Source organism: Cognatiyoonia sp. IB215182, assembly GCF_033963905.1.
Classification (GTDB): domain Bacteria; phylum Pseudomonadota; class Alphaproteobacteria; order Rhodobacterales; family Rhodobacteraceae; genus Yoonia.
This window is the reverse complement of record NZ_JAXBMB010000002.1, coordinates 1-19,200: the sequence shown is the minus strand read 5'-3', so window position 1 is coordinate 19,200 and position 19,200 is coordinate 1. Positions and strand designations below refer to the sequence as shown.

General features: G+C 58.7%; 18 protein-coding genes and 1 tRNA gene. 8 read left to right on the top strand and 11 right to left on the bottom strand.

Annotated elements, in window-relative coordinates; genetic code table 11:
• Nucleotides 1–36: 36 nt before the first annotated feature.
• Nucleotides 37–567, bottom strand: coding sequence for an adenine phosphoribosyltransferase (locus SLH47_RS03675; RefSeq protein ID WP_320238003.1), 531 nt, complete (start codon nt 565–567; stop codon nt 37–39).
• A gap of 11 nt (nt 568–578) precedes the next feature.
• Entirely contained in the window at nt 579–1,448 is an 870-nt protein-coding gene (locus SLH47_RS03670) for an S-methyl-5'-thioadenosine phosphorylase (protein ID WP_320238002.1), read from the bottom strand.
• Nucleotides 1,449–1,616: 168 nt separating this feature from the next.
• On the opposite strand from SLH47_RS03670, the gene SLH47_RS03665 reads away from it, so the two are divergent.
• Nucleotides 1,617–3,242, top strand: coding sequence for a SulP family inorganic anion transporter (locus SLH47_RS03665; RefSeq protein WP_320238544.1), 1,626 nt, complete (start codon nt 1,617–1,619; stop codon nt 3,240–3,242).
• Nucleotides 3,243–3,339: 97 nt separating this feature from the next.
• Here the strand turns inward: SLH47_RS03665 and SLH47_RS03660 are convergent, their stop codons facing one another.
• Entirely contained in the window at nt 3,340–3,948 is a 609-nt protein-coding gene (locus tag SLH47_RS03660) for a flavin reductase family protein (protein ID WP_320238001.1), read from the bottom strand.
• Between the two features lie 70 nt (nt 3,949–4,018).
• Here SLH47_RS03660 and SLH47_RS03655 point away from each other — a divergent pair, with 70 nt between their 5' ends.
• Both SLH47_RS03655 and SLH47_RS03650 read left to right on the top strand, forming a co-directional pair.
• Nucleotides 4,019–4,516, top strand: coding sequence for an N-acetyltransferase (locus SLH47_RS03655; RefSeq protein ID WP_320238000.1), 498 nt, complete (start codon nt 4,019–4,021; stop codon nt 4,514–4,516).
• Between the two features lie 35 nt (nt 4,517–4,551).
• Nucleotides 4,552–5,358 carry an EcsC family protein gene (locus SLH47_RS03650; RefSeq protein WP_320237999.1) on the top strand — a complete coding sequence of 269 codons (807 nt, stop codon included), beginning with the start codon at nt 4,552–4,554 and terminating at the stop codon, nt 5,356–5,358.
• On the opposite strand, the gene ptsP is transcribed toward SLH47_RS03650, so the two are convergent.
• From ptsP to SLH47_RS03625, 5 genes are all read right to left on the bottom strand, one after another.
• On the bottom strand, nt 5,349–7,592 hold the full coding sequence (ptsP, locus tag SLH47_RS03645) for a phosphoenolpyruvate--protein phosphotransferase (protein ID WP_320237998.1): 2,244 nt from the start codon (nt 7,590–7,592) through the stop codon (nt 5,349–5,351). The genes SLH47_RS03650 and ptsP overlap by 10 nt on opposite strands.
• Nucleotides 7,593–7,628: 36 nt before the next feature.
• Complete coding sequence (locus SLH47_RS03640) at nt 7,629–8,867, bottom strand: aspartate kinase (RefSeq protein ID WP_320237997.1); 1,239 nt, start codon at nt 8,865–8,867, stop codon at nt 7,629–7,631.
• 72 nt (nt 8,868–8,939) lie between these two features.
• Nucleotides 8,940–9,590 carry an SDR family NAD(P)-dependent oxidoreductase gene (locus tag SLH47_RS03635; RefSeq protein ID WP_320237996.1) on the bottom strand — a complete coding sequence of 217 codons (651 nt, stop codon included), beginning with the start codon at nt 9,588–9,590 and terminating at the stop codon, nt 8,940–8,942.
• Nucleotides 9,591–9,601: 11 nt separating this feature from the next.
• On the bottom strand, nt 9,602–10,006 hold the full coding sequence (locus SLH47_RS03630) for a DUF1178 family protein (RefSeq protein ID WP_320237995.1): 405 nt from the start codon (nt 10,004–10,006) through the stop codon (nt 9,602–9,604).
• A gap of 62 nt (nt 10,007–10,068) precedes the next feature.
• Nucleotides 10,069–10,476, bottom strand: coding sequence for an NUDIX hydrolase (locus SLH47_RS03625; protein ID WP_320237994.1), 408 nt, complete (start codon nt 10,474–10,476; stop codon nt 10,069–10,071).
• Between the two features lie 100 nt (nt 10,477–10,576).
• Here SLH47_RS03625 and SLH47_RS03620 point away from each other — a divergent pair, with 100 nt between their 5' ends.
• Genes SLH47_RS03620 through modC form a run of 4 tightly spaced genes read left to right on the top strand, consistent with a single transcriptional unit; the run spans nt 10,577 to nt 14,266 of the window.
• Entirely contained in the window at nt 10,577–11,734 is a 1,158-nt protein-coding gene (locus SLH47_RS03620; protein ID WP_320237993.1) for an acetoin utilization protein AcuC, read from the top strand.
• Nucleotides 11,735–11,772: 38 nt separating this feature from the next.
• Complete coding sequence (modA, locus tag SLH47_RS03615; protein ID WP_320237992.1) at nt 11,773–12,513, top strand: molybdate ABC transporter substrate-binding protein; 741 nt, start codon at nt 11,773–11,775, stop codon at nt 12,511–12,513.
• The gene (gene modB, locus SLH47_RS03610) at nt 12,510–13,205 is read left to right on the top strand and encodes a molybdate ABC transporter permease subunit (protein ID WP_320237991.1); all 696 of its coding nucleotides are present in this window, start codon (nt 12,510–12,512) and stop codon (nt 13,203–13,205) included. Before modA ends, modB begins: the two co-directional genes overlap by 4 nt.
• Complete coding sequence (gene modC / locus SLH47_RS03605; protein ID WP_320237990.1) at nt 13,205–14,266, top strand: molybdenum ABC transporter ATP-binding protein; 1,062 nt, start codon at nt 13,205–13,207, stop codon at nt 14,264–14,266. Before modB ends, modC begins: the two co-directional genes overlap by 1 nt.
• Here modC and SLH47_RS03600 read toward each other — a convergent pair.
• Genes SLH47_RS03600 through neuC form a run of 3 tightly spaced genes read right to left on the bottom strand, consistent with a single transcriptional unit; the run spans nt 14,263 to nt 17,931 of the window.
• Nucleotides 14,263–15,555: a 3-deoxy-D-manno-octulosonic acid transferase gene (locus tag SLH47_RS03600; RefSeq protein ID WP_320237989.1), complete on the bottom strand. Its 1,293-nt coding sequence runs from the start codon at nt 15,553–15,555 to the stop codon at nt 14,263–14,265. The two genes, modC and SLH47_RS03600, sit on opposite strands and share 4 nt — an antisense overlap.
• Nucleotides 15,552–16,817 carry a 3-deoxy-D-manno-octulosonic acid transferase gene (locus tag SLH47_RS03595; protein ID WP_320237988.1) on the bottom strand — a complete coding sequence of 422 codons (1,266 nt, stop codon included), beginning with the start codon at nt 16,815–16,817 and terminating at the stop codon, nt 15,552–15,554. The genes SLH47_RS03600 and SLH47_RS03595 overlap by 4 nt, the downstream gene beginning before the upstream one ends.
• Nucleotides 16,804–17,931 (bottom strand): UDP-N-acetylglucosamine 2-epimerase, encoded by a 1,128-nt coding sequence (gene neuC, locus SLH47_RS03590; protein WP_320237987.1) that lies wholly within the window; start codon nt 17,929–17,931, stop codon nt 16,804–16,806. The genes SLH47_RS03595 and neuC overlap by 14 nt, the downstream gene beginning before the upstream one ends.
• Nucleotides 17,932–18,094: 163 nt before the next feature.
• Here neuC and SLH47_RS03585 point away from each other — a divergent pair.
• Nucleotides 18,095–18,168 (top strand) — tRNA-Cys (locus tag SLH47_RS03585).
• The last annotated feature ends 1,032 nt before the right edge of the window (nt 18,169–19,200 follow it).

Sequence of the window (19,200 nt, the reverse complement as noted above, 5' to 3'; positions counted from 1 at the left end):
AAGCGTCTTTCAGCGCTGAATGGTCGGTGGGTACGCCTAATCGCCATCAAATGCGCAAAGCGCGTGCACATCCATGTTCAGTGCTTCAAGTTTTTTCCGCCCACCCAGATCGGGCAAGTCGATGATAAAGGCGCAGCCAATCACCTCGGCCCCCATCCGTTCGATCAGCTTGATCCCCGCCTCTGCCGTGCCTCCCGTTGCAAGGAGGTCGTCCACAAGCAGCACTTTCTCACCGGCCTGCAGGGCATCGTCGTGCACTTCCATGATGGCCTCACCGTATTCGAGCGTGTAGCTTTGCTCGATCGTCTTGCCGGGCAATTTACCCTTCTTTCGGATCGGCACAAAACCAACAGAGAGCTGGTGGGCAATCGCGCCGCCTAGAATGAAGCCTCGCGCTTCGAGACCCACGACCTTGACGATGGGTTGGCCGGCATAGGGGTGCAGTAGTTGATCAATGGCGATGCGAAAGCCGCGCGGGTCGGCGAACAGGGTTGTGACATCACGGAACATGATCCCTTCATGCGGAAAATCGGGGATCGTGCGGATGTAGTCTTGTACAGTTTTCATCAGGTTACCTTTTACAGAACGCGACCGGCGACAGCGTCAAGTTTAGCGAGAAGTGCTGGATCCCGTTTGTCTGGGGCGGTCATGAGGGCGTATTCCAATGCGCGGTCGCAGCCATGCGGACAGGGCGCGCGGTCGGGGCCGAGAAGGGCGGGTAACCGCCCGACGAGGTCTTGCGCCTTGGTACCGTTGCCTTGCAGGGTCTTGATAACTTCGTTGACATCCACGGCATCATGATCGGGGTGCCAGCTGTCGTAGTCGGTGACCATCGCGACGGGGGCATAGCAAATCTCGGCCTCGCGTGCGAGCTTGGCCTCCGGCATGTTGGTCATGCCGATCACATCACAACCCCAAGCGCGGTACATCTTGCTTTCCGCCTGCGATGAAAACTGCGGCCCCTCCATCGCGAGGTATGTGCCGCCGCGATGCACGTTGATCCCGGCGTCGCGCGCGGCATTCTCGCAGGCATCGGAAAGTCGGGGGCAGGTGGGATGCGCGACGCTGACATGGGCAACGCACCCAGTGCCGAAAAAGGACTTTTCCCGTGCGAAAGTGCGGTCGATGAACTGGTCAACAATGACAAAGTCGCCCGGCGCCATTTCTTCGCGAAATGACCCGCAAGCGCTGACGCTGATGATATCGGTGACGCCCAACCGCTTGAGCGCGTCGATATTTGCGCGATAGGGCACCGTGGTGGGCGTATAGACATGCCCGCGCCCGTGCCGCGGCAGAAACACCATATCGACACCATCCAACACGCCGGTCAGAACATCATCAGATGGAGCACCCCAAGGGCTTTCTACACGCGTCCAGTTCGCGTTCTGCAACCCATCCATATTGTAAATGCCAGAGCCGCCAATAATTCCGATTTTGGTTTGCATCAATCCTCTCGCATTCACCTGTCAGCAGGACACTGAATGGGAATGAATGAAATGTGAAGCCCGCGTGCCCCATGCGCCGCAACATTGCGTCGCCCGATCAATTGATGGGTGACAAACCGGGCATCCTCGGTTACGGCGGCGGCAACAATCCCCGAATTGACAGGATGCCCGATGGCCCGCGCCCTTTTGGCGAGTTTCGCCGATAACCTTTCGCTTTCCGATCCGGATGCGCCGCTGACGCCGGGGCAATGGCGTGTAGAGATATTGTCAGGTTTGACCGTCGCTTTGGCGCTGGTGCCAGAAGCCGTGGCCTTCGCCTTTGTGGCGGGTGTTGAGCCGCTTGTCGGTCTCTATGCCGCCTTTATCGTCGGGCTGATCACGGCACTTTTCGGGGGGCGGCCTGGCATGATCTCGGGCGCGACGGGTGCGCTTGCCGTGGTGATGGTCAGCCTCGTGGCGCAGCACGGGGTGGAGTACCTCTTTGCCACTGTGGTGCTGATGGGGCTTATTCAGATTTTCGTTGGCATCATGCGTTGGGGAAAATTCATCCGGCTCGTACCGCATCCGGTGATGCTGGGCTTTGTGAACGGCCTCGCCATCGTGATTTTCCTTGCGCAATTGGGCCAGTTTCAGGTACCGGGCACGGCGCATGGAGGCGGCGGGCATGGAATGGCCAATGGTGAATGGCTGTCGGGCATGCCGCTTTATCTGATGCTGGCGCTGGTGGCGCTGACCATGGCGGTCATCTGGGTCATGCCAAAGCTGACAAATGCCGTGCCAGCCCCGCTAGCCGGGATCGCTGTTGTGGCGGCCATTGTCATCGGTTTCGGACTTGATACGCCGCTTGTCGGCGATCTGGCGAGTATTGAGGGCGGGTTGCCGCCGTTTCATATCCCCGTAGTCCCGCTGACCTGGGAGACGCTGGAGATCATCCTGCCTTATGCTCTGATCCTCGCCGCGATTGGCCTGATTGAGAGTCTTCTGACCCTGAACCTTGTGGGTGAAATGACGGGCAAGCGCGGCGGCGCCAGCCAGGAATGTCTGGCTCAAGGGGCGGCGAATACTGTCACGGGGTTCTTCGGCGGCATGGGTGGCTGTGCGATGATCGGGCAGTCGATGATCAACGTCAAATCCGGTGGCCGAACCCGTGTGGCGGGTGTTGCGGCGGCCTTGTTTTTGCTGGCCTTTATCCTGTTTGCCAGCAGCCTGATTGAGCAAATCCCGCTGGCGGCTCTGGTCGGCGTGATGTTCATGGTGGTGATCGGCACCTTCGCCTGGAACTCTCTGCGCATCTTGCGCAAGGTGCCCCGGACAGATGCATTTGTGACGATCCTTGTGACCATCGTGACGGTCGCAACCGACCTCGCCACGGCGGTTGTGGTCGGCGTCATCGTCTCTGCACTGGCCTATGCATGGAGCAACGCAACGCGCATCCACGCGATCAAGCGCGAAAGCCGAACCGAGGCGGGTGCACAGGTTTATGAAATCCAAGGGCCGCTCTTCTTTGGCTCATCGGATGGGTTCATGGAAATCTTCGATGTCGCAAGTGACCCGGACGTCGTGATCATCGACTTTGCCGCCAGCCGCGTCGCTGACCAGTCAGCTTTGCAGGCGATTGAGGCCGTTGCGCAAAAGTACGAAGATGCGGGTAAGACGATCCAACTGCGCCATCTGAGCCGTGATTGCCACAAATTGTTATCCAAGGCGGGGCATCTGATGGTCGATAGCGACGATGATCCCGATTATGCGCTGGCCGTCGATTATGGCGTGCGCACAGGGATCATCGGCGGACATTGACGCGGGTGGGCTCAGACTTTTTCAGAAAAGTCTGAGCAAAATCCTTCGTAGGATTTTGTCCAATTCCTGTGCCAGGAATTGGATCACGCTGTGCGGCTTAGCTGTCATCTGGTCTTTGCAGGCTGAACACCTCGCGGATCACGGAGTAATCGCGATAGCCAAGCCGGGTGAGCGGATTGTAGGTGGTGACATCGAACTTCCCATCGATGATGCAGTCATCGCGCAGATGCACACCGGTCACTTCGCCGAAGACGACGAAATTCGCCTCACCCGGCAATTGAACAATTTGTGTCAGCTTGCATTCCAGCGTCGCGGGTGCATTGGCGACCCGTGGGCAGGGAATGGTCTCGCATTCTGCCTTTTCTACACCAGCCAGAGCGAACTCATCCGTCTCGCGCTCCCACGGGCCAGAGGTCTGGTTCATGATATCGCGCGCTGCGTATTCCACAATATTGATCGCAAATGCACCCGTGTCGCGAATATTGGCGACACTGTCCTTGGTGCCATCGCGATCCGGCTTGGCGCTGGTTGAGGCGAACATGACCTGCGGCGGGACATAGGCGACGGCGTTAAAGAACGAATAGGGTGCGAGGTTGTCGCGCCCGTCGCTCCCTCTTGTTGCGACCCAAGCGATCGGTCGTGGGGCCACCACAGCGTTGAAGGGATTGTGCGGCAGGCCGTGCCCGTTTTTCGGTTCGTAGAACATGGTGCGGTCTTTTCGTCTGGTTTGCCAAGGGGTAGCCTCAGTTCAGACCTTTGGCCAGACGAAAGACAAGATGCAGCAGACGGCGATGGTGTTGGCCGAGGAGACGCCCGAGGATTGGTGGGAAGTGGAGGCTCTTTATGATCTGTGCTTCGCGCCGGGCCGTTCAGCACTTTCGTCCTATCGCCTGCGCGATGGGGTTGATCCGATCAGCGCGCTTTGTCTGACAGCGCGCGATCCTGAGGGGATTTTGGCTGGCGCGGTGCGTAACTGGCCCGTGAGTATTGGCTCTGCTGAAGCGGTGTTGCTTGGGCCGATTGCCGTGCATCCCACACGTCAGGGCGAGGGGTTAGCCGCATTGCTGATGTGGGAATGTCTAAGCAAAGCACGGCAAGCCGGTTGGCAGCGCATTATTCTTGTCGGGGATGCGCCGTATTATGGCCGATTTGGCTTTACGAAATTGAACGGCGTCACCATGCCACCGCCCACCAACCCCGATCGCGTGCTGGGTCTTGCCCTGGCGGCTGGGGCATGGACCGGGATCACAGGGCAGGTAACCCGCATTCGTTGATTGAAATTCAAGCCTTTGGACCCCATGTCAGTGTCATGAGCGATGCTGATCTTACTCTCAAAGAGGTCAATCCGGCCAATCCGCCGCAACCTTTGACCGACGATGCGCGGGCTGAGATTGCCGAAATCGCCCAACGCCAAAAGCGTGCAAATGGCATCCTGATGTCGGCCATCAACTTTGTCGGTGGTCAGGTTGAGGACAGCCTCAAGCTTTTGCCGAAATCTACACGGGCGCAGGTCGACGAACTGGCGCGCAAAGCACTGCGGCAGAGCTTTGATGTCGCACATGCGTCTCGGCAGGGTGCTGGCAGCAATATCGGGTCCGATAGGCTGCACAAGCTCGTAGGCACTGTGTCGGGTGCTGTGGGTGGTCTTGGCGGGCTGCCGACCGCTCTGGCTGAGTTGCCGGTCACAACAACGGTGATCTTCCGCGCCGTTCATCATGTGGCGACAGAATATGGTGAAGACCCTGACGCCCCTGAAACACGTATGGAATGCCTCGCCGTCTTTGGCGCCGGTGGACCTGGCAGTGCGGATGACGGGGTTGACACGGCACTTATCGGCGCGCGGCTCAGCATTACTGGCGCTGCTGTGAACGGATTGATCGGGCGGGTTGCGCCGCGTTTTGCGGCAGTTCTCTCACAGAAGCTCGCCAGCCAGGCGGTGCCTGTGCTGGGTGCGGCGGCGGGTGCGGGCACGAACTACGCGTTCATCGACTATTACGTCGCCATGGCACACGTCCATTTTGGCCTGCGGAGTCTGGCCCGCATCTATGGCGAAGAGGCCGTGTTGGACGAATTCCACCGCGTTCTCGCCGCGGCTAAGGTCCCTGTTCAGACCTGATAAACGAGCCAATCCGCCACGGCGCGTCGCACGGATTGATCGCCCTTGGCGATGGCTTCGTCCATCACTGCCCTGACCTCATCCAGATTGACACGACGCAAAAGGTGTTTGACCGGCCCAATAGAGGCCGGGCGCATCGACAGCGTGCGCAAACCAAGGGCCGCAAAGCACAGCGCTTCCACCGGTCGCCCTGCATCCTCGCCACAGAAAGACAAATGCGTGTTGGTGGCCTTGCACCGCTTGACAACTTGTTCGATCAGCGAAAGGAAGCTGACATCAAGCGTGTCATAGCGTTTGCGCACCCGCTCATTCTCGCGGTCTGCTGCAAAGAAGAATTGTTTGAGGTCATTGCCGCCGATGGAGAGGAAATCAACCTCCTCGAAAAACGCCTCTGGTGCGAATGCAAGCGACGGTGTTTCGAGCATTGCACCAACTTCAAGGGTGCTGGGCAGGGAATGGCCAAGCTTGGTTTCGCGGGCGATGGCCTTGTCCATCTCGGCCCGCGCGGCGCGGAACTCACTGAGTTGGGTGATGAATGGGAACATCACCGTTAGCGGTGCACCGTCAGCCGCCCGCAACAGCGCCTGCAACTGCATCCGCAGCACGCCCGGTTTGTCGAGACCCACGCGGATCGCCCGCCATCCCATGGCTGGGTTGGGTTCGTCATTGGGTTTCATGTAAGGCAGGACCTTGTCCGACCCAATATCAAGGGTGCGGAACGCCACCCGTTTGCCGTTGGCTGCACGTAAGACCCGCGCATAAAGCGCCGACAATTCAGACCTGCGCGGCATCTGGTTGCGGACCAGAAACTGCAATTCCGTACGAAAGAGGCCCACGCCCTCAGCGCCTGACCCTTCGAGCGATGGCAGATCGGCGATCAGTCCGGCATTCATGTGGAGCGACACCACGCTGCCGCACTTCGCCTGTGCCTTCAGATCGCGGATTGAGGCGTAGCGTTCTTGCGCGCGGGTCTGCATCGCAATCTTGTCGCGAAAGGCGCCGAGCACCGTCTCATCGGGTCGCAAATGCGCGATCCCCTGTTCTCCATCCACAAGGATCTTATCGCCGTTGAGCGCCTCACGGGTGACACCTCGTGCATTGATGACAAGCGGAATCGCCCAGGCGCGCGCCACGATAGTGGCGTGGCTGCCGACAGAGCCTTCCTCTAGCACGATCCCTTTGATCTTCTTTCCATATTCCAACAGCTCGCCGGGGCCGATATTGCGGGCCACCAGAATCGGATTGTCGGGCATATCCGCCTCTAGATCGACGCCCTGGCCAGTCAGTATGCGCAGTAGCCGGTTGGACAGATCATCAAGATCATGCAGGCGCTCGCGCAAGTATGCATCGCCGGACTGTGCCATCCGAGCGCGGGCATGCGATTGTTCTTTCTCGACAGCTGCCTCTGCCGAAAGCCCGTTTTCGATGTCGGCCTTCATGCGCCGCAACCAACTGCCGGAATTGGCGAACATCCGATAGGCTTCAAGCACCTTGGCCTGTTCGGGGTCGACGCTGCGGGCACCTTTCAGCATGTCATCGATCGATTGGCGCAACTCGTCAATCGCGCCGACGAGGCGGTTATGCTCAGTCTCCGGGTCGTCCGAGATCGGGTTTGTGACGACAACGCGAGGTTCGTGCAGGAACACCTGGCCCTCGCTCGCCCCTTCTTGCGCGATTGATCCCCGCAGCAGAACCGGCTGCTGATGACGGGCTGAAAGGGCAGCACCCGCGCCCACAAAGGCACCAAGTTCGGTCATTTCGGCAATGACCATCGCAACGATCTCGAGCGCGTAAACCTCATCGGGCGTGTATTCGCGTGCCGCCTTGGATTGGACGACGAGAACGCCAAGCACCTCTCCCAGTCGTTGGATCGGGACGCCGCAGAAGGACGAAAACCGCTCTTCCCCGGTCTCGGGCATGTAGCGGAACCCTTTTTCAGCGGGGGCGTCGGCGGTGTTGATGACGGTCCGGTTCTTGGCTGTACGCCCGACCAGACCCTCGCCAAGACGCATGCGGGTCTGGTGCACGGCCTCTTCCTGAAGGCCCTTGGTCGCGCAAAGCTCAAGCGTTTCAGCATCGCGGAAGAGATAGATCGAGCAGACCTCGGTCTGCATGGAATCGCCGATCAGTTCGACCACTTTATTCAGACGGGCCTGACCTTCGGTGTCGCTTGCCAAGGCGGCACGCAGACGCCCCAAAAGCTTGCGGCTTTCGCTTTCGAACCGATGTGGCATTGGCCCCCCGTCATGCGGCCAGACCCCGTTTTTGGATCAGGCCGCTTTTTCTAATTCGAACGCATCATGAAGGGCTTGGACCGCAAGTTCCATGTATTTTCGATCGATCAGAACGGAAATCTTTATCTCAGAGGTTGTAATGACCTTAATGTTGATCCCCTCATCGTGGAGTGCCTTAAACATTTGCGCTGCTACACCGGCATGGCTGCGCATGCCTATCCCCACGACCGAGACCTTGGCGACGGCATCATCTGTGACCAAATCATGGAAGTTGATGTGACCTGATGACTTCGCCTCTTCCATCGCGCGTGCGGCGCGCAAGACCTGATCGACAGGGCAGGAGAAGGTCATGTCGGTGCGCCCTTCTTCCGAGATGTTCTGGACAATCATGTCCACATTCACGCCTGCCTCCGAGAGGGGCCCGAAAATAGCGGCAGCGATGCCGGGCCGGTCGGCGACCGAGATCAGGGTCATCTTTGCCTCATCGCGGGAATAGGCCACACCGGCCACGACATTGGATTCCATGATTTCCTCCTCGTCACAGACAAGCGTTCCGGCGCTTTCTGATGGTTCTTCGAATGATGAAAGGACGCGCAGACGTACCTTGTAGCGCATGGCAAGTTCGACCGATCGGGTTTGCAAGACTTTTGCACCTAGCGAAGCAAGCTCCAGCATTTCCTCAAAGGCAATGCGATCTAATTTGCGTGCCTTGCTCGCGATGCGCGGGTCGGTGGTGTAGACCCCATCGACATCCGTATAGATGTCGCAGCGCTCCGCGCCAAAGGCGGCGGCAAAGGCAACAGCAGTTGTGTCCGATCCACCGCGTCCAAGGGTTGAGATGCGTCCTTCGGAACTGATGCCCTGAAAACCGGCCACGACTGCGACACGCATGCCTTCCGCGAATTTGGCGTTGATGTTGTCGGTCGGGATGTCTTCGATCCGTGCGCTGGAATGGGCGGAGGTTGTCTTCAGCGGCACTTGCCAGCCCTGCCAGGAACGCGCCGGAATATCCATTTCCTGCAATCGCAGCGCCATCAAACCGGCAGTGACATTTTCGCCTGACGAAACAATCGCGTCATATTCGCGGGCGTCATAAAGGGGAGAGGTTTCCTCAACCCAACCGACCAGTTCATTGGTCTTGCCGGACATGGCTGAGACGATGACGATGACGTCGTAGCCGTTGGCCACCTCGCGGGCCACGCGCTTTGCCGCCCGTGCGATCCGGTCGAGATTGGCAACAGAGGTGCCCCCAAATTTCATCACAAGCGTCGGCATGGGTCATCCTAAAGGCAACAGCGGTACTTATCCGCGCTTCCTTTAAAGAGGCCGGTGGTGAAGGGCAAACGGTTAGTAGGCGTGCGCCCGACCATCCCAGGTCTCAAAACAACCGGTTGTCTGGATGTTCAGGGCCGCAAAGCGCGCCATCAGGCCGCGTTTGCAGGTCTCGGCATCAATCTCAGCTGCCGCGCCGCCCATGTCGGTTTGGACCCAGCCGGGGTGATAGATGCCCACGCTGATCCCCTCGGGCCGTAGATCGGTGGCAAGGTTGCGGCCGAGGTTCAACACCGCGGCCTTGCTGGCACGGTAAATATAACTGCCCCCTGGCGCGCGTGTATGCGATGCCATCTGCGACGAGATGATCGCGATCTTCGCAGCTTGCGCAGCCCGCAGATGGGGCAGCAGATGCTGGATCGTCAGAAACACGCCGGTCACATTTGTGCCAAACCCCTCGGCCCACATCGCAGCACTGTATCCCTGCTCAAGCGACTGGCCTTTATCGGGATAGATGCCGGCGTTGCAGATCAGTAGATCAAGCGCCGTCCCGTCCAGCGCCTTGGCAAGCCGCGCATGTGCGGCGGGATCGGTCACATCCAGTTCGCGCATTGCACCCGCATCCGCTTGCCGATGCGTTCCGATCACGTCTTCGCCTTGCGCTGCGTAGCCATCGAACAGGGCCTTGCCGATGCCACGATTTGCGCCGGTGATCAGAACGGCCATTGGATACCCTTTCAGTTCGTCTTTTTGGTCGGAACGAAGGGCAGGGGCATCACAGGGATCCCGTCATCAACCAGTTTCTTGGCATCCGCAAACTTCGCCTCACCGTAGATAGGCCGTTCCGGGGTGAGCCCGTCGTGCATGTCGCGCGCTTCCTTGGCGAAAGAGGTCCCGACATAGTCGGAGTTTTCTTCAACCTTCTTGCGGAATTCGGCCAGTGCAGCCTCGGCCTGTTTGGGGGCGGTAATCTGCGATGACGTGCTGACGGCCGGCGCCATGATGGATTTCGCAACGTCAGCTGAACCACATGTCGTACACGTCACCATGCCAGTCGCGACCAGCTTGTCAAAAGCGTCGCCTGACTGGAACCAGCTTTCAAAGTCATGACCCTGGTCGCATTTGAGGTGAAATTTGATCATCGCATCCCGGTTCTTAACGGCTTTGAACTAATTAAGCGTTTTCAAAACCGGTGCAAGTTTTGCTAACGCAACGTTTTCTTCGGGTTGAACGTGGCGACGATCCGCTTCAACTCCGGTTCAGACAGCTTCTTGGCCGCTTTACGTTGGGTAAACCATTTGCGACGACGCTCATGCTGTTCGGGCCAGCTGCTGTGCACGTTCTTGACGTGTAGCGGGTAGACGAGTGTCACAATCGGCGCGTTATCGACCTTCTGCGGCTTGCTGTAGGTATAGACGCCAAGGCATTGATCCACGGCGTCACCGCTTAACCCCGCCTCTTCAAAAGCCTCTGTCGCGGCAGCCGCAGCCGGTGTTTGTTTGTGCATCGGCCAGCCTTTGGGGATGATCCAGCGCTTGCGGGTGCGGCTGGTGATCAGGCAGACTTCGAGCCTTCCGCTCTTGAGACGCCAGCAAAGTGCTGCAAACTGCACGCGCGCGTCCGTTTTCCGGCCGGTACGGAGTTTCAGCGGAAGTTGTCGCACAGTCATATTCACCGTGGTTCCCGTTACACTTTAAGTTACATCCGCCCTTATGATGCAAACTTCCCACGTCGCTGCTGGTCCGGCAACCCCCGCGCCGAGATTTATCGGTTCCGAGATATATCGGCATTCGAGCTACGGTGCTTGGCATCCGTTGCGGGTGCCGCGTGTGTCCACGGTGATGGATCTGTGTCGCGCGATGGGTTGGCTGCCGCCCGCGCAGTTCGTTGTCAGTCCGCGCGCTAAGCCCGCGGCTTTGACGGGTTTTCATACGCCGGCCTACATCGCGGCGCTTCAAGCGGCAGAGACCGCACAGGTGGTCAGCGACGATGTCCGGCAGCGGCATGGGCTGGGCACCCCATCCAATCCGGTCTTCCCGGAGATGTATCGTAGGCCCGCCACATCAGCGGGTGCATCCTTGCTGGCGGGCGAGCTTTTGGCCCGTGGCGGCATCATCTATTCGCCCGCTGGCGGTACGCATCACGGGCTTCCCGACCGCGCCAATGGCTTTTGCTATCTCAATGATCCCGTGCTTGCGATCCAGTCACTGCGGCGCAACGGGGCGCAGCGTATCGCCTATGTTGATATCGATGCGCATCATGCCGATGGGGTTGAATTCGCATTTGAGGATGATCCCGACACATTGCTGATTTCCGTGCATGAGGTGAACAGGTGGCCGCGTTCCGGCGCGCTGACCGACCACGGCGTTGGGCAGGTCTATAATCTGCCTGTGCCAGCAGGAATGAACGACACCGACATGGCCTTTGTCCGGGACGAATTGCTTTTACCTACCGTCGCGGCGTTCCAGCCCGACGCCATTGTCCTGCAATGTGGCGCCGATGCGGTCGCCGAAGACCCGCAATCGCGCCTGACCCTGTCGAACAACGCGCATTGGGCGATTGTTGCGGCGTTACGGCCTTTGGCGCCGCGCTATCTGGTGCTGGGTGGCGGTGGCTACAATCCCTGGTCGGTCGGCCGATTATGGTCTGGCGTCTGGGCCGTGCTGAATGACCACGACATCCCGGATGAATTGCCGGAGACTGCAAGGCATGTGCTCGCTGCCCTGCATTGGGATGGCCCGCAACGGCGCATCATGCCGCAAGAGCATTGGGTGACCACCTTACGGGATCGCCCCCGAGAAGGCCCCCTACACCCTGATATCCGCGACGGCGTCAGAGTTCTGGCAAGTCGTCGCGTGGCGTGGGTCTAAGGCTTGCACCCCTTTCTGATCGGTCAGATAGTCGCCCCATGATCCAGCGGATAGCATTCTTGATCTGGTTTAGCCTTTGCGGTGCTGTGGCGCGGGCAGACGTGCTCGTCTTTGCAGCCGCCAGTCTGAAAGAACCGGTGGACGAGATCGCAGCCGCGTTCGAGGATGTCGTGGTGTCCTATGGCGGAAGCGGGACGATGGCCCGCCAGATCAGTCTGGGCGCGCCAGCAGATGTCGTTCTGCTGGCGAATACAGACTGGATGGATTTTCTGGTGGATGGTGGCCATGTTGCGGCACCCAGCGTAGTGGATTTTGCGAGCAACCGTCTGGTGCTGATCGGGGGCGCCGAGGCCGAAGATGTCGCCTTGGCCCCGGACGCCATTCTAGAAGCGCTTGACGGTGGCCGCTTGGCTGTCGGCCTGACCGAGGCGGTGCCCGCAGGCATTTATGCCAAGGCCGCGCTGCAATCGCTAGGTATGTGGCAGGCGCTTTCTGATCATCTGGCCGAGGTCGACAATGTCCGCGCTGCGTTGGCCCTTGTATCACGCGGGCAAGCGCCTTTGGGGATCGTCTATGCCACCGATCTGCGGATCACGGACACGGTTCGACAAGTGGCTATCCTGCCAGCCGAGAGCCATCCACAAATCCGCTATCAGGCTGCGCTGACGCGCGATGCGGACCCCGGAGCCGAGATGTTTCTCGCCGCGCTGATTGGCCATGAGGGCCAAGCAAAACTGGCCGCGTCAGGTTTCTTGCCACCGATCGCGGAGGGCGGATGACCGATCTCCTGGGTCCGGCCGAATGGCAGGCGATCCGTCTGTCGCTTCGCGTTGCGGTGGTGGCCACGCTGGTCGCCCTGCCGCTGGCGATATGGGTGGCGTATCTCTTGGCGCGCAAAGACTTTTTGGGACGCCAATTGCTCAACGGCATTGTCCATCTGCCACTGGTTCTGCCGCCAGTGGTCACTGGTTACCTTCTGCTGGTCATCTTCGGGCAACAGGGCCCGATTGGCGGGTTTCTGGATAACACACTCGGCATCACCTTTGCCTTTCGCTGGACCGGTGCCGCACTCGCCGCCGGTATCATGGCCTTTCCCTTGATGGTGCGGGCGATACGATTGGGATTTGAGGCGGTTGATCCAGGGTTGGAGGATGCGGCAGCGACCCTCGGCGCCTCGCGTTGGCGTGTGCTGACGACCGTCACGCTGCCGCTGATCTTTCCCGGTATCCTTGCCGGTGCCATTCTTGGCTTTGCCAAGGCGCTGGGCGAGTTCGGAGCTACGATCACTTTCGTTGCCGCCATTCCCGGAGAGACGCAAACCATTCCATCGGCCATCTACGGCTTGCTGCAGCTACCCGGCAGCGAGCCTGCCGTACTGGGGTTGGTGATTGTCTCGATCATTCTGGCAATGGGGGCGTTGCTTGTGTCCGAGTGGCTGGCACGGCGGGTTGCACGACAGATGGCGGCCTGATGCTGGAGATTGATGTCACCAAGAGCCTTGGTGCGTTTTCGCTGCAGGCAAAAGTCTCCGCACCTACCGGGCTGACTGCGATTTTCGGTCCATCCGGCTCTGGCAAGACGTCATTGGTTAATGCCGTTGCTGGCTTGATCGCGCCAGATGCCGGGCGGATTGTTGTGGGTGAGACCGTGCTGTTCGACAGTGGCGCGCGGATTAACCGACCGACACACCAGCGCCGCGTTGGTTATGTCTTTCAGGATGCACGGCTCTTCCCCCATCTGAGCGTAGAGCAGAACCTCAGATATGGCGGCGATCATGATGCAGATCATCTGATTGACCTCCTGGGTTTGGAAGACTTGCTATCGCGCCGACCGGCGGGGCTGTCGGGGGGCGAAAAACAACGCGTCGCGCTCGGGCGCGCGTTGATGTGCAACCCGCAGATATTGTTGATGGACGAGCCGTTGGCCGCCCTCGATGCGCGGCGCAAGGCAGAGATTTTGCCCTATATTGAGAAGCTGCGCGATGAGGTGCAGATCCCCATTCTGTACGTCAGCCATGACGTGTCAGAGGTCGCCCGTCTGGCGACCACGCTTGTCGTCATGGATGCGGGGCAGGTGAGTATTGCTGGCCCAATTGGCGACGTGCTGTCGCGGCCTGATGCCGTGTCTTTGGTCGGTGTGAGGGCGGCGGGCGCCGTCATTGAAACGCGGGTTGCGGGCAGGCTCTTGCACGATGGCCTGACGGAGCTTTCGTTTTCGGGCGGGCGTTTGATGATGCCCGGTCATCTGGGGCAGCTTGGGCAGAAGGTACGCCTGCGTATCCCAGCGCAAGATGTGATCCTCTCCCGTGAAAAGCCAAACGGTCTGAGCGCTTTGAACATCCTGCCAGTGCAGATCACCGGCATGGAAGACGGGCGCGGTCCCGGCGTTGCGGTTGGATTATTGGCCGGGCAAGACAGGCTCTTGGCGCGGGTCACCCAGCGCAGCGCGCAGCGCATGCAATTGGCGGTGGGGCAAGAGATTTACGCGATCATCAAGGCCACTGCCGTGGGTCCTGAGGATGTCGGTGTCTAGCGGGGCAGTGCCTTTTCGATGGCCGCCATCGTCCGCTCAACCCCACCAGCATGGGCGTCATAGAACGCTGTGATCTGATCGCTGCTGACTGGCGGCGGGTTCTGAACTGTACTGATCAGCGCCTCTTCGGTCATCACATGAGCACAGACTCCAGCTGCAATCGCCTCGGTCGCGGGATACTCAATGGTCCAGATATGCGACCCGACGATGACCGGCTTTTTCAAGGCGAGTGGCTCGATCACGTTATGCGCGCCCTTGGTCACAAAACCGCCGCCGACGATGGCGCGGTCACAAAGGGAGAGGTAGAAATACATCTCGCCCATGCTATCGCCCAGCAAGACATCAATGCCGTCAATATCGCCTTGCAGAGCCAGCGCATCGTCAAATACCGCTGACCTCCGGGCATAACGAATACCCGCGGCGGACAGCATCTCTGCCACCTCATCAAATCGCTCCGGCGCGCGGGGGACGTAGACAAAGAATGCGTCCGGTATGGCTTTAATCATGCGGATGTAGATTGGGTCTTCACCCTCCACCACGCTCGTCAGAGTAAATGTCGGGCGCCCGCGTGTGAGCTGCTGACGGACACGTGCGGCGGCATCCAGATGCGCCGCCGGGATAGGTTGGTCAAAGCGCAACTCTCCCGTCACATGTAAATTGGGCATGTTCAGGGATGCAAATCGCTCGCGCTGCCCTTCGGATTTGACAAATCCACCGGCAAGACCGGCCAAGAGACCCGCGCGCAAGCCGAGCCCTTTTGTGTCCTTATCGTAGCTCTTCTTGGGATATTGCGCGTTGCACATGAAAAGTGGTGTGCCAAGGCGATGACAGGCGGCAATCATGCGCGGCCAGATCTCAATCTCCATGACCAGCCCGTATTTCGGGGCAAAATGACTTAGAAAACGTCGATAAGAAAATCCGTATTCGAATGGCACCCAAATTGTCTGGACCTGTCCGGCGGCGATTTCCCTCGCAAAGGTGCTTTCAGCCTCGCGGCGGCCTGCTGGGGTGAAATGCGTGGTCAGCACTGTCTCGCCCCGATCAAGGAGCGCGCGGATCAGTGGTGTGGCCGATCGCATTTCGCCCAATGAGACCGCATGAACCCAGACCGGATTCATGAGCCTATTGCGATACCAGCCAAATCGTTCGGCGATGTGCTCTGAATACAGTGGGTCCTTGCGTCCGCGCCGCCAGAGGTAGAGCAGGATGACCGGCATCATGACCCACCAGAGCGCGCCATAGGCGATAAGGGCGATGCGCATTTTCAAGCTGGGAAACGACGCGTTCATGCGGGCCTCACCAGGGCGATCAGGTCTTGCGCCAATTGATCCGTTTGCGTGCTTGCTTCAGCGATGCAGCGATGTGTATTCAGCGCTAGTTGCGGCAGGTCGTGCTGCATAAGCGCAGTGGCAAGCTCTTTCGCGTTTTCGACTTTCAGCGCGGCTCCGGCTTGGTGCAGCTGCGCAAAATCATTTGAAAAATTCGCTGTCCGAGGCCCGTGGAGGATGGCAGTATCAAGGGCGGCAGCTTCCCACGGATTATGACCTTCAACGGGTCCAAAGGTGCCACCAATCAGGACGGCCTGCGCCAGCCGGTAGATCAGGCCCATCTCGCCAAATGTGTCACACAGCCAAAAGCGATGATCAGCCGACGGGACTTCGTCACGTGATCGAAGTGGAACGCTTTCGGCAATTTGTGCCGCAATCTCATCCCGACGCACGGGATATCGCGGCGCGATCATCAGCAGGGCGAGGGGATCATCCTGGGTGACTATGTCGTGGGCAGCGATCGCAACGCGTTCGTCATCAGGATGCGAAGGGGCGACAGCCCAGACCCGTCGGTTTTGCAGGATGTGCTGCAAGTCTCTCAAAGCGTCCTCATCGCAAGCCAAAGCGGGTGCAGCGGGTTTGAGCGACCCTGAGACGCTAGGTTGGGCGCCAAGCTCCCTCAGATGCTTGGCGGCAGTTTCATCCTGTGCGGTGATGAGAGCCATCGCACCATAAAGATCACGATAGAGGCCAGCGGCCCTTTGATGCGACTGAAACGAGGCCACATTCATCCGCGTCGCAATCATTGCTTGGGGCACGCTGCGCTTGTTCAGCTCGTGAACGAAACCGGGCCAGATGTCCTGTTCCACCCACACGCAAAGGTCCGGTCGGAAATGGTCCAAGAAACGGGCGCGATAGGATGGGGCGTCAAGCGGTAGAAATTGGTGCAGCGTTTGCGAGGGCAGGTTCTTTGCAAACACCTCTGCCGATATCGCGGTGGTTGACGTCACCAATACCTGCACATCCGGCCGCAAAGCAGTGAGGCGGGCAATCAGTCCACGCAAGGACATCACCTCGCCCAGACCAACCGCGTGGAGCCAGATCAGCGTGCCCGCGGGCCGCGGGGCAAGGTCGCGCCCCAGTTTTTCGCGCCAACGCTTGGGAACCTCTTTACCTTTTCTCAGGCGGCGGCGCAGCACGACAGACGCGATCATTGGAACAAGAGTTGTGATGATCAGGTAAAGCCGCAGCAATAGACCACGATGCATCTTATTGGGCGGCATCATGGAACGTTTTTTGCAGCGACCCGTCCCAGAATCCGTCGTCTTGCAAAACTTCGAGAAAACGGGACGCCGCACTTCCCCCACCAAATGCGTCGTGCCGCGGATAGGATTTGCCCCACTCGTCTTGCAGGAACCGCGCGATCTTTTTGGTTTCAAAAGCTTCGGCAAACGACACGGAAGGGGACAGGGCCCGGTTTGTCTGGCGGGTGCCGATATCTAGTGATGGAAGGCCGAGAAACGGTGCCTCACGGACCCCCGCAGAAGAGTTTCCGATCATCGCGGCTGCGTGTTTCATCAATTCCGAGAAATGCGCAAAGCGCATCGATGGAAGCACACGAAACCGCTCTTTGGGCAATGTATCGATGGCGCGCCAGATTTCACTCGTCCCCGGATCGTTGTTTGGGGCAATCACAACGAAATGTTTGCCGGAGGCATCCAAGGCCCCAAATAGCGCTTGCGCCTGATCACCCATAGTTGCGGCTTCGGACGTCACGGGGTGGAACACGCAAATCCCGAACGTGTCAAAAGGCAGGGCGTATCGTTCCTTGACTTCTGCGATGCTGACGCCCGATGGCCCCGCATGGAAATCGAGCTCTGGCGATCCGATCGCGTGGATCTTGTCCGACGGTTCCCCCAGGGCCATCACACGCCGGGCCGCGACGTCTGAGGAGACAAAGTGATGGCTCGCCAGTTTGCTGTTACAATGGCGGTAAATCTCGTCAATCGTGCCCGAAACTTCGCCCCCTTCGATATGCGCGCAGCGGATATAGTTGGTTGCACAGACAAGCGCGCAGGCTAGCGCCTCGACCCGGTCGCCGTGGATCACGACTAGGTCAGGTGCATGCTCTTTGACGAAGTCAGAAAAGCCAATCAGTGTCTTGGCAAGGATCAGATCCTGCGGATCATCATCCCGCTGGTTGAGAAACTCGTGCACCGCAACGCCGGCAGTGCGTTGTACCTCAAGCTTTGTAAGCCCGTAGCGCGCGAGCATGTGCATGCCAGTGACGAAAAAGGCGACAGAAAAGCCTGTATCACGGGCTGCAACGGCCAAAGGTTCCAACTTACCAAAATCCGCACGCGTGCCGGTCACAAAAAGGATGGATCGAGGTTTCATGGTTCCAAATCAGATGGTTGCCGGACCAGCCCGCCGGATGATGACTGCTAGCCTATCCAGTGGACAGGTGAAAGCAAACTCTGTTGATTTGATTTCTGCGTTGGGAGTTTCTCTTATGCGCTTGACTGCATTCACGCGCCGCCTTACTGACGCGTAGTCACGAGGCGAGTTGGCGGAGTGGTGACGCAGCGGATTGCAAATCCGTGTACACCGGTTCGATTCCGGTACTCGCCTCCATTTCTTTCTAAATCAATGGGTTGGCGGCTTATCAGTCGGGCGTGACACAAAGTGGGACACACCACCTATGAAGCTGTCATCTTATCTAAGTCCCTCAAGACATGGGATATTCTACTTTCGCTGGCCTATCCACTCAGCCAGTTTGCTGTTGGTGTTCGATCAAGAACACAGATGTGCAAATTCGGCACATCGAACGTCACAGAGGTGTGGTGATCCAACTGGTCGCCGCCAAAAAGATCAAAATCTACTGCGTCATGGACTACCATCAAATGCGTCCCCGTAAGGCCAAAAAAAGACCACGATGGAAAAGATCAGCCCAACGAAGATGGTGCCCAAGCCCGTTTCAATGGCACCGAACCGTTCGGACAATTGAGCAAACATCGTGATGCCAAGGCTTTCCCCAGGAAAGTACCCGAATAAGGCGCAGGTTCCGAAAAAGAGAGAAACCGCAGCGCAGCCTGTGCCCCATATTTTGTTGGAAAGAGTCACTAGTTGGAAGTTAGCGGCAAATGTGGCGTGAGTGTGGCATTGCGTGGTGTATCGTAGAGACCGTTGCGCACACATGGGCCCGGTTGGTCGTGGCATACCAGAAGAACAGTGCAAGTCCGGCATCACTGGCTTCGTTCGGGGTTTTTGTGCGCCAGAGTCTCTTCGCGCTCTATCAAGCTATTCCTTGAAACCCGTCTTACGATGAGGCCTTCTGTCCACTTGTTCGCGGATGAATGGGTTTTTATCGTCGAGCATCAGCACTCACCATTTTCGGAACCGGGTTTTCTTTCTCTCTCTTGAAGCCGCTATCAACAGTGCAAGACAAGAATAAGCTGGCGCGCTGCCAAACCTACTGCAATCTGGAGCATGGGGGCCTGGCAGTCGCCGGCCAAAGAACTGGCTTGATTGGGCTGAAAGAAACGGCGGAAAGGCAAGGGACTAAGTCGGCAAACCTGAAAGTCCGCTTCTCTCTCGACAGACTAGTGTCTGGACTCATTGAGTTTCAAAGCCAGTAGATGATGATGGCCGCGAGAGCGATAGCTG

Bases quoted from the DNA above. Each gene is read 5' to 3' on its own strand.
- SLH47_RS03630 (WP_320237995.1), bottom strand. From the start codon at position 10,006: ATGATCAAATTTCACCTCAAATGCGACCAGGGTCATGACTTTGAAAGC.
- modC (WP_320237990.1), top strand. From the start codon at position 13,205: ATGCTGGAGATTGATGTCACCAAGAGCCTTGGTGCGTTTTCGCTGCAG.
- SLH47_RS03675 (WP_320238003.1), bottom strand. From the start codon at position 567: ATGAAAACTGTACAAGACTACATCCGCACGATCCCCGATTTTCCGCAT.
- ptsP (WP_320237998.1), bottom strand. From the start codon at position 7,592: ATGCCACATCGGTTCGAAAGCGAAAGCCGCAAGCTTTTGGGGCGTCTG.
- neuC (WP_320237987.1), bottom strand. From the start codon at position 17,931: ATGAAACCTCGATCCATCCTTTTTGTGACCGGCACGCGTGCGGATTTT.
- SLH47_RS03660 (WP_320238001.1), bottom strand. From the start codon at position 3,948: ATGTTCTACGAACCGAAAAACGGGCACGGCCTGCCGCACAATCCCTTC.
- SLH47_RS03665 (WP_320238544.1), top strand. From the start codon at position 1,617: ATGGCCCGCGCCCTTTTGGCGAGTTTCGCCGATAACCTTTCGCTTTCC.
- SLH47_RS03595 (WP_320237988.1), bottom strand. From the start codon at position 16,817: ATGCCGCCCAATAAGATGCATCGTGGTCTATTGCTGCGGCTTTACCTG.
- SLH47_RS03620 (WP_320237993.1), top strand. From the start codon at position 10,577: ATGATGCAAACTTCCCACGTCGCTGCTGGTCCGGCAACCCCCGCGCCG.
- SLH47_RS03650 (WP_320237999.1), top strand. From the start codon at position 4,552: ATGAGCGATGCTGATCTTACTCTCAAAGAGGTCAATCCGGCCAATCCG.
- SLH47_RS03600 (WP_320237989.1), bottom strand. From the start codon at position 15,555: ATGAACGCGTCGTTTCCCAGCTTGAAAATGCGCATCGCCCTTATCGCC.
- SLH47_RS03635 (WP_320237996.1), bottom strand. From the start codon at position 9,590: ATGGCCGTTCTGATCACCGGCGCAAATCGTGGCATCGGCAAGGCCCTG.
- modA (WP_320237992.1), top strand. From the start codon at position 11,773: ATGATCCAGCGGATAGCATTCTTGATCTGGTTTAGCCTTTGCGGTGCT.
- modB (WP_320237991.1), top strand. From the start codon at position 12,510: ATGACCGATCTCCTGGGTCCGGCCGAATGGCAGGCGATCCGTCTGTCG.
- SLH47_RS03655 (WP_320238000.1), top strand. From the start codon at position 4,019: ATGCAGCAGACGGCGATGGTGTTGGCCGAGGAGACGCCCGAGGATTGG.
- SLH47_RS03640 (WP_320237997.1), bottom strand. From the start codon at position 8,867: ATGCCGACGCTTGTGATGAAATTTGGGGGCACCTCTGTTGCCAATCTC.